This window comes from Pseudoalteromonas porphyrae (assembly GCF_001298125.1).
Lineage (GTDB): Bacteria > Pseudomonadota > Gammaproteobacteria > Enterobacterales > Alteromonadaceae > Pseudoalteromonas > Pseudoalteromonas neustonica.
Window position 1 is genome coordinate 35,924 of sequence record NZ_LHPH01000003.1, and the last position, 15,028, is coordinate 50,951.

Consider the following 15,028-nt stretch of genomic DNA (forward strand, 5'->3'; position numbering starts at 1 on the left):
CACAATATGTAATTAAAGCCTAATATTATTAGGCTACCATTTCCAACCACAGCTTTTATATGGCGCTGAACCTTTTCTATGTTGGTAATTGAATATTACGCAATTTATCAATTGTTAAGTGCAGCTCAACTTAAATTAATTTCTATCGGGTTGTTCATCTAAAAGTTTTATTGCATATTCCAACGCAGAATCTTTACTCTCCTTAATATCTTTGATGTTAGGAAACTCAAATGCATGCTCCACAGGAACTCCGACAAATTCATAGCTTTGCCCTTCACTGTCGGCATAAAACTCATTAGATAACGTAATCCCCCAACCATTTGGTAGTGCTTTTATCAACGCATCACTTAAGGCTCCATAACTATTTTCACCGATGAATATCACATTATGCCTCGCCTTTAATGCTATTAAAAACACCTCTGCAGCACTTGGCGTGAGGTGACTGGTAATCACAACAATTTTACCAACGAAAGGTTTAATGTATGCGGGGGAAACAAGTATGCCTTTCTTTTCACTCATGCCAGTTGGAACTTTGAAGCTTTTAGTGCCAATTCGAAGTGGTTTATCTATAAGATAGGACATTATTTGTAAAGCGACTAAATCACTTCCGCCAGAACTATCCCTAAGGTCTATAATCACTCCTTTAGAGCGATTAAAGTGTGGCGTTATCTTTTGCATTACTTCCTGTGTTTCATGTGCATCGAAACTTTCGACTCTAAAGTACGAACCACCACCTTTGAGTTTTGCAATAAGGAAATTATCCGCTAGATATTGTGCAGGTTTGTTGGTAGAAAAATAGGATTCTACATTTTTTATCCATTGCCGATAGATATACCTGTAAACTTGTGAAATATCCGAAAACTCAGAGTTTTCAACTAGATATTCTTTCAGTCTTATTTCTGAAGCAGACTTTCTCGGTGAGTAATGGCTTAGCCTATTTAAAGAGCCATCAATCAATATCGCATGACCATCTCTGATATATTCAAGAAATTCGTCAATGATTTGTTGTAGTTCATCAGGGGTTGTATTGTTATCTGCGCGTTGGAGCCACCGTGACTTCAATGCCTTCCAGTTTAGCTCTTTTTCTTCAGTAAATGCGTAATGATAAGAAAAGCTGTCTAATACAACTCTTAATACCTGACGACTATTGAATACATAGCTATTGCTTTGAAAGCCATTTAGCTCATTAGAAGTACAAGTTTTTGGTAATACACCGAGCTTTGTGACAGATAGAGGGAATAACTTATCAAAGTCTAATTGTTTAGTTTTTTCATCAATGGTTACACCATCTCTTTGAGCTTCATCAGTTAAAAAATGATTCAAAAGACAATAATTATCACTGATATCGTAGACAAGTGGTTTCACATGATTCGTTAAATCAAACACATATCCATACCCTTCAGTTTTCCAAATGGCAGTTGCCGAAGAATGAAAACTACTCATAATTGTAGTCATTAAAAATAACAAACCAATGAGCAGTTGTTTAACTAAATAATCCATATCAATCTCTCATATTTACAGTGCTAAAACACAGCGCACCATCCAGTTGTTTAGTGTTTGAATATGGTATATACCATCTATACCGCTATAAGTCGTTAATGGTCAAGCGCGAAAGGCAGGTTGCCATCTGTACTCAATGCACTCTCAAGTGTTAATGCCTGCGCTAGAAATTTCTCTAACTCTTCTCTTGAGTTTCTTTTAATACGCAATGCGTAACTGCACCGTTGCGATCTAATGCAAGAAAAACGGGCACTTTGGTTATGTCATGGCTTATAAACCCCACGTTTGCGAGCTGGTCTATCCAATTGGCGTTTACCCTTGACCGACTCATTTATAAAGGTTTCATCGGCTTCAATAATCCCATGAAACTCTGAAGGCTTGCCTTGGTTTAGATAATAACTGATGCCGCCAACGCCAAGCAGTTTTTACATTAATACCTAGGGCGTGTTGACCTTTGTGGATTGAAATTTGTTCAATCTAGGGGCGATTTAATCGCGGCGCGAGGTTTGTAACCTAGCGGGCTAAGTAAAAACCGAGCAACAAAGAGTCAATCGCCCTAGTTCACTTGCAGCTTCTTTGACTGAATATTGATGCCATTCTTGACCGTAAACCAAATGCCTTTTATCTTGTTCTTCATGCTAAATAGTGGCGTACCTGAAAGTGAATTAAACGTCCGAGTGCAGGCTTTGTATTTGTATCGCTTTAGACCTCGCGCTGTTGTTCCGTATTTTGTGAATTCGTGACTACCACAATGGGCGCATTCAGCTTCATCATGCACAATTGCCAACATTATTCGAAAAATCATCTCCTCTACATGCTGTCGAAGTCGTTTTAATTCAGTGCCTTTACATACAGCTTAAAGTTGGTTATGCATAATCAAATAAATCGTAAAGACAAGCATGTTTAATACTTAACCAAAGTTTTGAAGGCCTATTTACTTTATATATTAGAAAACTTTATACAAAGCGCACCTTATTACTCTTGAGAAGCTCAGTTTTAATTTTTTATATTTATAATTTAATAAGTTAGATAAATGCGTCACAAAATTATAGCCATGTCAGCATGCCCAACTAAAGTGCCCTATTCTGACAGCAAGCATTTTTATTGAGCCACCAGCAGTATGATGTGTTCTCAAGCTAACCAAGCTATCCGCTTACAATAAAAACGAACACTGTATATAAAAACAGTGCCGTGTATATTAACTGATTCAACGGTACTGTTAATCAAATGGAGCATTAAATAATGGTGCGCATCCACACGGTATTTTCTTTAAGTTCAAAACCAAGCTTTGAGAGTAGTTTTATACACGCTATATTGTGCGGTGATACATTAGCTTGAAAGGTCTGTATTTGATGAGTAAAATCTGGGAAGCCCGTTTCCAACATTCTTTTAGTAATCAGCAGTTCAAGTATTTCAAACATATAGCCACACTGCCAATAGTGCGGGGCTAATTCAAAACCCAGCCACGCAGAGTCACCATTAATATCATAAATACCCACACTGCCTATAAATGCATTTGTTGTACTTTCAATAATGGCAAGCCTTACTACTTTTTGTTCGTAAAAGCCGCTGATGTCATCTTGGATCATTTGTTTTACGTCACTTCGGCTTAATCGCAAATCATAGTCGTTGAATTCTCCAACCCGTCTATCTGATAATATTGACCAAAGCGAATGACCATCTTTGTGATTTAGTAATCTCAATGAAACTCTAGGCAGTTGTAATGTACTAAACATAATTAAAAGTGTTACTTATGGCTTTATAGCTGCCTATTATTACCTTAAGATACTTAGCTAACAAGTTTAAAGGTATAACGTATTATGAGTAAAGATTTTGAAGTGATCCAACCAACTACTACCGTTTACTGCCCAACGAGAGGCGAAGGCTGGACGTTAACGGGGATCACGAGTATTGAAGAATTCACATCTGTGATGTTTAATGGTGTTAGACACACACTCCCCGCCCGTGAAATAATTGAGAGTTTGTTACCTAACCAACAAGCTAGAGAATCTTAACAATTACCAACCAAGGACCATTAATAGAACCAAAAACAATACTTTATTCTAATTTATTTATCCCTACTTACCAGCATTTTGTGTATAAATTATTTCTAAAAGCTCATTTTTGTTGATTTAGTAGTCATTGACTAGGATACTAAAGTTAGTTTTTGAGGTTAATAATGGATGCGCTAGGCTTATAGGAAACAAGCAATACACATTTGGTATTAGGGAAAGACAGCTATAAACCAAATTGTAATTACCTCAAATTTACTGTAGCTGTGTTTATGGAATAAAGTTTAAGGTCTATTATTATGAAATCATCGTTAAAAATTGCTTCTTTATCAATTGCTATTTTATCTTCTTTGCAAGTTGCGCATGCAAATCAATGTTCAGGTCAACTTTATGGGATTAATGCAGGTCGTGGTGACACGGCAATTGTATTTAAACTAGATGAGTTTACACAGCAAGCTCAAGCCCACTCTCGTGCAAAGTATAGCTCTTCAGCTTTAGCACATGTCACAGATTCTAATCGTTTGTACTATATTTCAGCACCTCGCCCTACAGGCTATAAAGTTGAAGTAGACCATCTTGACTTTAACTCAACAGAATTAAAGTCTTTACCTATCAGTGGTAGCAAGTTTAAATATGTAAAACTTGCTTATGTTGATTTAAATACCAATGAACATGTTGAAGTGGGTAAAACTAACAACATGTATCGCTTAACGTATGATCAACAAAATAACCGACTAATTGGTTCATATAAAAATAAACTTTATGCGATCTCTCCTGATACAGCCGAGACCACTGAGCTAGGTGAAATCTCAGGCCTTGAAAATGCGAAAGGCATTTGGCGTGGTGATATGGTTTACAAAAATGGCGAGTTAATTCTAGTTACTAGTAGTAGCCTATATAAAGTTGATGTTGAGTCACTTTCAGCAACTAAATTGTCAGATCACAAGCTAACAACTGTAACCGGTGCTAGTTTAAATCAGCAAGGTGATATCCTTTTAAGCCGTACGTTGTTAACGGACTTAGGCCACTCTAATAAATCACAAATATATAAAGTTAATGAGAATACTGGTAACACTTGCCATGTTGCAGATTTCCCTGTTCGTATTAATGATTTAGCAACGAACCTTAATGAGTCGGTTGCGTGTTATGAAGCGCCTATTTGTACTGTTTCAGATATTCCAACTTTTACATTAGTCGCAATAGCAGACACTGTTGATGAAGGTAACACGTTATCTTATCAATTAGAGCTAAGTAACAGTTATGAAGAAGATATAGAAATTTATATCTCTACCACGCCTGATACAGCGACATCATCAGATTATAATTATCCTGATCAATTAATTACGGTTCCAGCTGGTGAAACGCGTGTCACTATCAGTATTCCTACATCTGAGAACGATGATTTTAGTGAGACAAAAACATTTACCGTTAATGCCGTAGCAGAACAAAATGCGACCGGCTCTAGCTCAGTAACAGCTTCAATATTGAATAATGATGAACAATGTGTTCCTGAAAACTTTACTCGCATCAATTATAGTTTTGTGTCTGAAAGTGCAGGATACGATAATGATTGGGGTGTAAAAGTTAATAATCAGTACATAAAACTACTTGACGAACGTGGTGCAGCTGGTTACTACGATGTTGCAGCAAGCGCCTCAATTACGTATGTACTTGCAGTCAATGGTAATGCAAGTAAACTAAAAACAGCTTATAAAACGCATGGCACTAAGCAGTACTGGGAAGACCAAAACGATAATGACTTTAACGACTTTGTCGTCAACGTTACTACACAGCCAATTCAAAAAGGGTGTAATTAAACACTTAAAGCCTTCGCTTAAAGTAATAAATTACCCCACAAAAAAGCCAGCATTGCTGGCTTATTTGTTTTTAATAACATTTAGTTATTTACGTAAAGCATCTATTCGCTCATCCAATGGTGGATGTGATGAGAATAATTCTGCAACACCTTTACCACTGGCAATACCGAATGCCATCATTGATCCTTCTAATTGTGATGGGTGATTCTGTTTTAAACGCTCAAGCGCAGAGCGCATTTTATCGGCACCGACTAACTTAGCAGCTCCCGTGTCTGCAGCAAACTCACGCCTACGACTGTAATAAGCCACAACAATACTCGCCAGCACACCAAATATCATTTGGAAAATTATGTCGAATAAGAAGTAAGTCCAGCTACTGCCGCTCTCTTCTTTATCGCTATTTATAAAGTTATCAACAATACCTGCGAGTACTTTAGCAATAAAAATGACAAAGGTATTTACCACGCCTTGTATCAGCGTCAACGTAACCATATCACCATTTGCTATGTGTGATACCTCATGGGCTAGTACAGCTTCAGCTTGATCTTGGCTCATGTGCTGCAATAAACCAGAACTCACAGCAACCAATGAATTATTTTTACTCGGGCCCGTTGCAAATGCATTCATTTCAGGACTGTCGTAGATCGCTACCTCAGGCATTTTAATACCTGCTTTGTGTGCTTGTTCAGCAACTGTTTGCATTAGCCAATGCTCAGTTTCATTACGCGGTTGTTCAATAACATACGCGCCGGTCGATCTTTTCGCCATCCATTTGGACATAAGCAATGAAATAAACGATCCACCAAAACCAAACACAGCAGCAATCATTAGTATACCGCCTAAACTTCGGTTACTAATGCCAAACACACTCATTAAAATAGACAATACAATGCCTAAAACCAGCATGATTGCTAAATTAGTTAGTAAAAACAAAAAAACACGTTTCATAATATCCTCAGTGTAACAACAATTGTATTAAGTAACGGTTGTATCTCTTTTAGAGATAAATTTGAAACCGCTACTTAATAAAATTACATATCACTGAACAGACTATCGTAAGGACACTATAGGATATGGTCGCTATTGTGTGACAAACTATGTCATAAAAGCAAGTGATTTACTCAAGTCATATCAAGGTACAGGATTCAACGTTTCATAGGAGCTTAAGATCAAGGCTATACTTCGCGATAATGGCAGTCCCTTTTAGGAATAATAACGTATAGAGTAAGTGCCTGTGAAACGCCCTGCTGGTTGGTTAGAAAGCGATTTAAACTAAGTTACTTTTATAAAAGACTGATTTTAATAAGGGAATAACTATTGTCTGTAATCAATCCCTTGCCTAAATAGCTGTTAACTCCAGCTGAAAGCCACAGTTTGATGTGACTTGGTATACCTATGGTTTAATTGATAAAACTTCAAGGAGAGATTTATAAATTTGTAATTTAGGCGGGTTGTCAGCATAAGGGCTTATAGCAAGTAGTGGAAATGGCAAACGCAGTTTCAACGAATCTATATTAGCTTGGTATTCATTCATAGCAGGATCAATCTGATTAGCTATCCAACCAACACAATTTATACCCAACATTTTAAAATGTGCCGCTGTTAATAATGCATGATTTAAGCAACCTAATTTCATCCCCACAACAAGAATCACCGGCAACTGCTCTTTGCAAACCCAATCATATAAATAATCAGTATCATTTATTGGTAATGCCCAGCCACCAGCGCCTTCGGTTAGAATATAATCACATTCTAACTCACTTAACTTTGCGTAAGCTTGGCTAATACCCTCAACAGTAATAGTTGCATCCACTTTAGCAGCGGCAATATGTGGCGCTATGGGCGGTGCAAAAGTAAAAGGGTTTATTAGATCATACTTGGCACTGACAGTGGCACTTTCCATTAAGGCAAGCGCGTCATCATTAACCAATTCATCAAAGGCTATTTCAGCACCAGCTGCGAGCGGCTTAAAACCCAATGCACGCTTTTTATGTTGAGCTAATAACTTTAATAATAAACAACTAACATGCGTTTTACCGGCATCTGTATCGGTACCTGTGATAAAAAATTGTTTCATATTTTTTTAAGTTCCATAATCGCTACTTGATAACTAACAATTGCGCGCTCATTTACTAATGGGAAAGCGGCACACACTTGCTGTAAGCGGTGCTTAGTCATCAAACCTTTACGTTTTTGTTGGCTAAGTTGGTTAGTTGCCCCAATAGCTTTTAAAGAGCGCAGTGCTGCCATGGGAGATTCATAACTATCTTGGTAGCAGGTTTGGTTTAAACTGCTGATATCAAGCTTAGCAGCGCTAATATACTGCTGTAATTGAACAAGTGTATGAAATTTATTTACATGACTTTGCGAGTCAACTTTATTAAAAGCTGTTTTGATCTCAGCCAGTGACCCATCGACAACACAACTTAGGTATATTACCCCACCTGGCTTTAAAACCCGATACAACTCTTTTAATAAATGTGGTAAATTTTGCGACCATTGCACGGCAAAATTACTAAATATACAGTCAACACTTTTATCTAATAAAGGAAGTGCATCCATATCGGCACAAATAGCCGTCCTAGCCTGACTATGTTTTAACATATCAAAGCTTAAATCAAACGCGATTGTAGTGCCAAATAGAACCTGTAAACGCGCAGTATTCACACCGGGTCCTGCACCTAAGTCTAAACATATCCCTGTAGCGTGTGATTTAACCTTAGCAAATAAATCATCTGCGCTGCGTTTTTGCACATTGGCGTGCTCAGCATAACCTGCAACAGCACGGGAGAATTTAGTCGCAGTTATCTGCTTTATATGCCGAGCGCTAACATCATTATCAGTCTCTGTGTTACATAGTTGCTCTACAGCCATCATAAAATAGCCTTAAGTTCACTCACTAATCGGTTAATATCATCATGAGTATGTGCAGCACTTAAAGTTATTCGCAAACGCGCAGTGTTAAAAGGAACGGTTGGTGGGCGAATTGCAGTCAGCCAAATGCCCTTTTCTTTTAATTTATTGGCAGCTTCTAAGGTTTGCTCTGCACACCCTAGCACTATCGGTTGAATCGCAGACATTGATGGCATAACGGCTATTTTATGTGCCAATGCTTGTTTCTTAAAATGGTCTATATTATCAGCTAGTCGATTGCGTCTTAGAGCACCAACGTCACCTACAATCTGCTTAATACGTTGGCGTGTTAAATTAGTAATTAATGGCGATAGTCCCGTAGAGTAAATGTAATCGCGATTAAACTGCTGCATATAATCAACAAGCTCTTTACTTGCTAAAACACACGCCCCGCTGCTGGCCAGTGCTTTGCCAAATGTAATAACGAGCAAATCAGGTTTTATTGTTTCACAGGTCCCTAATCCTTGATTACCAAATACACCAAAACCATGCGCATCATCAATCATAAGCCATGCATTATGTTGCTTAGCTAATTCCTTTAATTTAGCTAATGGCGCCTGATCGCCATCCATAGAGAACACACCTTCACTAATAATGAGCTTATGCTTAGCTGATGATTTTTCTAATCGCGATTGCAGGTGCTGCATGTCATTATGATTAAAACGGATCATCGCCGCTTGGCTATGTAATCCGCCATCAATTAAACTGGCATGATTGAGTTTATCGTGGAAGGTCGCACTTTCTTGTGCTGTTTTCTTATCGTGAAATAACGCTTTTAACACACTATTGTTTGCGCTAAAGCCACTATTGAATAACATAGCCGCTTCAAAACCCATTAGCTCACACAAATACGTTTCAAGTTGGTGCTGCTCAATACCGTAACCTGTAACAAGCGGAGAACTATTACTCCCTAAGGCAATACCTGTGTCATGCTGGATAACATCAGCGGCAAACCCTAGGTAGTCATTACTGGCAAAGTTTAAGTATTGCTGTGTATTAACAGTGATTTCTCTGCCTGTGGAATGGCTTATTAATTGGCGCTGGCGTAATAGCGCATTGTCAGCGCGTTGCTGAAGATGCGTTTTTATGTATGAAAAAGGCATTAGGCTTCGTAAAACATCTCAGAGGTTGCTTTATCAGCAACAGCCGATGACAACGATGCTTCATACGCTTCATCTGAATAGTCATGGCGCTTTTCAGGATTCATACCTAATTTTCTAATTAAGTTCATATCGGCATCCGCCTCAGGGTTTTCTGTGGTAAGTAATTTATCGCCATAAAAAATTGAATTTGCGCCAGCAAAGAAACACATTGATTGCATTTGCTCATTCATTGCGTTTCGCCCAGCAGATAAACGTACATAACTCAGTGGCATCATGATACGCGCCGTTGCGATAGTACGAATAAATTCGAAATGATCTAAATCGTCTACATTTTCAAGCGGTGTGCCTTTTACTTTAACAAGCATATTAATAGGGACACTTTCTGGTTGTTGCGGTAGATTAGCTAGTTGCATAAGTAAACCAAATCGATCAGCAGCTTGCTCACCCATACCAACGATACCACCAGAACATACTTTCATACCCGCATCTCGCACATTACCTATGGTATCTAGGCGGTCTTGGAATGTACGTGTAGTAATGATTTGCTCATAATATTCAGGAGAGGTGTCTAAGTTATGGTTATAATAATCAAGTCCTGCGTCACGCAACGCATGGGCTTTATCATTATCAAGCATACCTAATGTCATACAGGTCTCAAGACCCAACTCTTTTACTTCTTTTACCATTTGAGAGATATATGGCATGTCTCTGTCTTTTGGATCTGACCATGCAGCCCCCATGCAAAAGCGCGTTGCGCCTTTTTCTTTTGCTAAGCGAGCTTGCTCTACTACCTTTTCAACTTCAATAAGGCGTTCTCGTTCTAAGTCAGTTTTATAATGACCTGATTGAGGACAGTACTTACAATCTTCTGGACACGCACCCGTTTTAATAGATAACAAAGTCGAAATTTGCACTTCATTTGGATTAAAGTTTGCACGATGAACTGATGCGGCTTTAAATAATAAATCATTAAACGGCATTTCGAATAAGGCTTTTACTTCTTTATGTGTCCAATCGTGGCGAACTGGTGCAAGCTCCATAACTCTCTCTTTTTATTTTTAATGACGGTGATATTGGCTTAGTCTACTTCTTGACGTAACATTGTCAACGAACCCCAGCAAGTAGAAGTTTACAAATGAGCAATAAACAACCGATCGATCTAGATTTTGATCGCCAGCATATATGGCATCCTTATACGTCCATGGTTAACCCACTCCCCGTCTACCCTGTTAGTCATACACTCGGGAATAAAATTCACCTACAGACAGGTGAAGCTCTTATTGATGGGATGGCTTCATGGTGGAGTGCTATCCATGGTTATGGGCATCCCAACCTCACCAAGGCAGTCGTAAATCAAGTGAACACTATGAGTCATGTCATGTTTGGCGGTATTACACACCAGCCAGCCGTTGAGTTATGTAAAAAACTCGTTGCCATCACCCCTTCTAATTTACAAAAAGTATTTTTAGCAGACAGCGGATCTGTGTGTGTTGAAGTAGCAATAAAAATGGCGCTGCAGTACTGGTTAAGTCAAGGCATTACAACAAAGCAAAAACTCATGACGCCTTATAAGGGTTACCATGGAGATACTTTTGCAGCAATGAGCGTGTGTGACCCGGTGAACTCAATGCATTCCCTATACAGCGGCTTTTTACCTGAGCATATATTTGTGCCTGCTCCGCAAAGTAAATTTGACCAGCCTTTTGATGAATCTGAAGCCACACTACTTACTGAGTATTTTAAAAATCATCATCACCAAGTAGCCGCTTTTATTATTGAACCTATTGTACAAAATGCCGGCGGCATGAATTTCTATCATCCACACTATTTAAAAACGGTGCGCCAGCTATGTAATCAATACGATGTATTGCTGATTTGCGATGAAATAGCCACTGGATTTGGCCGTACGGGCAAACTCTTTGCTGCAGAACATGCGGATATTGAACCCGATATTATGTGTATTGGCAAAGCGCTAACAGGCGGGATGATGACTCTCTCGGCAACGTTAACTACAGATAAAATTGCCATTGGCATTAGCAATGGTGAAGCTGGCGTACTAATGCACGGCCCTACATTCATGGGTAACCCACTTGCGTGTTCTGTCGCATGTGCCAGCATTGATCTGCTAATGAATCAAGATTGGAAAAAACGCATAACACAATTAAACAACGCGCTGAACCAACTAAAGTGCTGCCTTACTCTTGAAGGTGTCGTTAATGTTAGAACGTTAGGCGCTATCGGTGTTGTGGAGTTAGACAGAAGTGTTGATGTAGCAAAAATACAAGCGTATTTTATTAAACAAGGTGTTTGGATAAGACCATTTGGTAAGCTTATCTACCTAATGCCGCCATATATAACAAGCGATGATGATATTAGCACATTAATAACTGCCATTTACAACGCGATTAACGACGGCCATTACTAAACTAACATAAACGCGAAATTACATGTAAAGGAAGCTCACATTACGTCAGCTTCCTTTACATTAGGACCGACTGTTCCTACCATTCAAACATATATGCCATTTTACTGATCATTTTTAAAGGTACATTATGGCCATTACGTTTTGCATATAGATGCTGCAATGACTTATCTTTCACTTCACCAACAATCACTTCTTTTACTTGATACCCTAACGCGATTGCAGCTTGATTATATGCAATAAATTCCCACTTCTTAATATTTGTGTTATCCACGATCACAAGCGGAATTGACTGAGCTAATGCATTAATAAATCGCGCTAAATTTAAATTATGAAATTGCGACTGTTTGAATTTATCAAATTGGTACTCTCCTCGCTCATTATAAAAGTAATCATCTGTTGAACAAATTAAGTACTGACTTTGGTCACCAGCAACTAATTCGTCCGCGAGGTTTTGAGCATAATAAGACTTACCACACCCTGGTAATCCACGTAAAATAAAGACTTGTTTCATAATACCTATAATATTTGGCAAGTTAATTTAAACACCTTGAGTGGATATAATGCCATAAAAGACGTATTGATCGCAGTGTAATTCTGTTTTTTATTGCTATTACGTTTGCTTTTTATGACTAAAAATCACACATTTGGCTATAAAGCATAAAAAAACGATAAAAAAATGAAAAGAATAAGCAAAGAGTTGCTCACACATGTTTTTTTATTTTACATTCAAAGGTAAGATACACCGTTCAAGTGCGATGCAGCACATATAATGTAGGCAACTTATATCATTGGAGTGAAGATGAGCCACTTAGCGATTTCAGAGCTATTAAAAGGCAAGGTTGCGGTAGACAGCCAAGTAACAATTAAAGGCTGGATCCGTACACGCCGCGATTCAAAAGCAGGAATTTCATTTTTAGCCGTTCATGACGGTTCATGTTTTGATCCTATTCAGGCGGTAGTACCTAATTCACTTAATAATTATGATGAAGTTACCAACCTAACAGCAGGTTGCTCTGTATCAGTTACAGGTGTTTTAGTACAATCGGCTGGCCAAGGTCAATCATTTGAAATTCAAGCAAATAGCGTACAAGTATTAGGTTGGGTAGAAAACCCAGATTCATACCCAATGTCAGCAAAACGCCACAGTATTGAATACTTACGTGAGCACGCTCACCTTCGCCCACGAACTAACATGATTGGTGCAGTAACACGTGTTCGTAACTGTTTAGCACAAGCTATTCACCGCTTCTACCATGAACAAGGCTTTTATTGGATCAGTACTCCTATTATAACAGCAAGTGACTGTGAAGGCGCTGGCGAAATGTTCCGTGTATCAACGCTTGATATGCAAAACTTACCGCGTACTGATAAAGGCGATGTTGATTACAGTGAAGACTTCTTCGGTAAAGAAGCATTTCTTACTGTATCAGGTCAGTTAAATGGTGAGACTTACGCATCGGCTATGTCAAAAATCTATACTTTTGGCCCAACGTTCCGTGCGGAGAACTCAAATACTTCACGCCACCTAGCTGAGTTTTGGATGGTAGAGCCTGAAGTTGCCTTTGCTGATCTTGAAGATATCGCAAAACTTGCTGAGAACATGCTTAAATATGTATTTAAAGCGGTACTTGATGAACGTCGTGATGACATGGAGTTTTTTGCTCAACGTGTTGAGAAAACAGCTATATCTCGTTTAGAAGAGTTTGTAGAAAAAGATTTTGCCCAAGTTGATTACACCGACGCAGTCGAAATTCTTAAAAACTGTGGCAAGAAATTTGAATACGCTGTTGAATGGGGTGTAGATTTACAATCTGAGCATGAGCGTTACTTAGCTGAAGAGCACTTTAAAGCGCCAGTGGTAATCAAAAACTACCCACGTGATATTAAAGCGTTCTACATGCGTCAAAATGAAGACGGCAAAACAGTAGCAGCTATGGACGTAGTTGCACCAGGTATTGGCGAAATCATTGGTGGCTCACAACGTGAAGAACGCCTTGATGTACTCGATGCGCGCTTAGAAGAAATGGGCTTAAACAAAGAAGACTACAGCTGGTATCGTGACCTACGTAAATATGGTTCAGTGCCACACTCTGGTTTTGGTCTGGGTTTCGAACGTTTAGTGGCTTATGTAACAGGTATGGGCAACGTACGTGATGTAATCGCCTTCCCTCGTACAAAAGGCAGCGCAACTTACTAAACTAAGTAACTAAGTAACTAATAAAAACCAACCTTTGTGTTGGTTTTTTTGTAAATTTAAAATACTTTTTTTAAATTTCAACTATAGTTATAAAAAACAATAACCTGATATATATATGATTAAACACCTATTGCTTGTCACTAATTTATTCTTTTGTGTTGCCGCCTCATCAACACAACTTTCAAACCTTGATACCCAACAGCCTCAAACAATTTTAGTTGCAGGTTCAACCTCTGTAGTACAAATGTTAGAGCTTGTTCAAGCTGACTTTAACAATACTGAACAGAGTGTAATGCAGTTACGAGGGATGGGCAGTGATAAAGGTATACAAGCCATTGGTGAGAACTTAGTAGATATAGGCGCATCTTCTCGCTATATGACCAAAGCAGAGCAAGAACGTTGGCCTAATTTAAAACAAACTGTTTTGGCCCAAGACGCTTTAGTTTTTTTTACCAATATTGAAAATCCAATAAAAAACCTATCCACTGAACAACTCAGTGATATTTATCGCGGTAAATATACCCTTTGGAGCCAGGTGAGTGGTAAAAACACTGCAAAGTCAGAGCAAGATAACCAAATACACTTATTCAGCAAAGGTATTCAACACGGTACATTTGATGTGTTTTTGGAATTTTTAAACCTTGATTACATGAAATCAGCACAACCGGACGCCATTAAATTTAAATCAGCAGGAAATAGAGGGCTCTTTTCCAAACAAGACGTGGCTTTATACAATGAATTTAATCAGGCGTTAGGAATTGTACAACGCATACCAAATGCAATCGCGTTTGATTCCTTTGGTGCAGTATCACAACTTAAAAACTCAAAGCTAATCGATAAGATTAGAATACTAAGTATTAATGATGTCAGCCCAACGCAAGAGACCGTTAAAACTAGCCATTATAACTTTGTAAGACCATTAGTTTTAATTGTAAATACGCAGTCTGCTGAGTCAGTTAAAAAAGGTAAATTAATATCTGACTTTTTAAAGACAAAAGATATCAGAGAATTACTAACTAGCCATCATTATATAATGGTTGATTGATATTATTTATGCGGAT

At 38.4% G+C, this 15,028-nt stretch carries 13 protein-coding genes; 5 read left to right on the top strand and 8 right to left on the bottom strand.

What is annotated here, in order from left to right:
* Positions 1 to 135: 135 nt before the first annotated feature.
* Complete coding sequence (locus ADS77_RS03385; RefSeq protein WP_054452989.1) at positions 136 to 1,500, bottom strand: S41 family peptidase; 1,365 nt, start codon at positions 1,498 to 1,500, stop codon at positions 136 to 138.
* 1,235 nt (positions 1,501 to 2,735) lie between these two features.
* A complete protein-coding gene (locus ADS77_RS03395) occupies positions 2,736 to 3,203 on the bottom strand; it encodes a GNAT family N-acetyltransferase (protein ID WP_161803871.1) in 468 nt (155 codons plus the stop codon).
* A 117-nt stretch (positions 3,204 to 3,320) separates the two neighbouring features.
* On the opposite strand from ADS77_RS03395, the gene ADS77_RS03400 reads away from it, so the two are divergent.
* A complete protein-coding gene (locus tag ADS77_RS03400; protein ID WP_054204615.1) occupies positions 3,321 to 3,515 on the top strand; it encodes a hypothetical protein in 195 nt (64 codons plus the stop codon).
* Positions 3,516 to 3,811: 296 nt separating this feature from the next.
* Complete coding sequence (locus ADS77_RS03405; RefSeq protein WP_054204616.1) at positions 3,812 to 5,329, top strand: hemolysin; 1,518 nt, start codon at positions 3,812 to 3,814, stop codon at positions 5,327 to 5,329.
* Between the two features lie 84 nt (positions 5,330 to 5,413).
* On the opposite strand, the gene htpX is transcribed toward ADS77_RS03405, so the two are convergent.
* The 5 genes from htpX to bioB form a co-directional block, all read right to left on the bottom strand.
* Positions 5,414 to 6,277: a protease HtpX gene (htpX, locus tag ADS77_RS03410; RefSeq protein ID WP_054204617.1), complete on the bottom strand. Its 864-nt coding sequence runs from the start codon at positions 6,275 to 6,277 to the stop codon at positions 5,414 to 5,416.
* A 445-nt stretch (positions 6,278 to 6,722) separates the two neighbouring features.
* Positions 6,723 to 7,406, bottom strand: coding sequence for a dethiobiotin synthase (gene bioD, locus ADS77_RS03415; protein WP_054452993.1), 684 nt, complete (start codon positions 7,404 to 7,406; stop codon positions 6,723 to 6,725).
* On the bottom strand, positions 7,403 to 8,206 hold the full coding sequence (locus tag ADS77_RS03420; protein WP_235575699.1) for a methyltransferase domain-containing protein: 804 nt from the start codon (positions 8,204 to 8,206) through the stop codon (positions 7,403 to 7,405). Before ADS77_RS03420 ends, bioD begins: the two co-directional genes overlap by 4 nt.
* On the bottom strand, positions 8,203 to 9,345 hold the full coding sequence (locus tag ADS77_RS03425; protein WP_054452995.1) for an 8-amino-7-oxononanoate synthase: 1,143 nt from the start codon (positions 9,343 to 9,345) through the stop codon (positions 8,203 to 8,205). Before ADS77_RS03425 ends, ADS77_RS03420 begins: the two co-directional genes overlap by 4 nt.
* Complete coding sequence (gene bioB, locus ADS77_RS03430) at positions 9,345 to 10,385, bottom strand: biotin synthase BioB (RefSeq protein ID WP_054204620.1); 1,041 nt, start codon at positions 10,383 to 10,385, stop codon at positions 9,345 to 9,347. The genes ADS77_RS03425 and bioB overlap by 1 nt, the downstream gene beginning before the upstream one ends.
* Before the next feature lie 95 nt (positions 10,386 to 10,480).
* On the opposite strand from bioB, the gene bioA reads away from it, so the two are divergent.
* Complete coding sequence (gene bioA / locus ADS77_RS03435; RefSeq protein ID WP_054452997.1) at positions 10,481 to 11,770, top strand: adenosylmethionine--8-amino-7-oxononanoate transaminase; 1,290 nt, start codon at positions 10,481 to 10,483, stop codon at positions 11,768 to 11,770.
* A gap of 76 nt (positions 11,771 to 11,846) precedes the next feature.
* On the opposite strand, the gene ADS77_RS03440 is transcribed toward bioA, so the two are convergent.
* Complete coding sequence (locus ADS77_RS03440) at positions 11,847 to 12,281, bottom strand: AAA family ATPase (RefSeq protein ID WP_054204622.1); 435 nt, start codon at positions 12,279 to 12,281, stop codon at positions 11,847 to 11,849.
* Positions 12,282 to 12,569: 288 nt separating this feature from the next.
* Between ADS77_RS03440 and asnS the strand changes: the two genes are divergently transcribed.
* Together asnS and ADS77_RS03450 are read left to right on the top strand one after the other, a co-directional pair.
* Entirely contained in the window at positions 12,570 to 13,967 is a 1,398-nt protein-coding gene (asnS, locus tag ADS77_RS03445) for an asparagine--tRNA ligase (protein ID WP_054453000.1), read from the top strand.
* Positions 13,968 to 14,082: 115 nt separating this feature from the next.
* Complete coding sequence (locus tag ADS77_RS03450; protein ID WP_054453002.1) at positions 14,083 to 15,012, top strand: substrate-binding domain-containing protein; 930 nt, start codon at positions 14,083 to 14,085, stop codon at positions 15,010 to 15,012.
* Positions 15,013 to 15,028 lie beyond the last annotated feature (16 nt).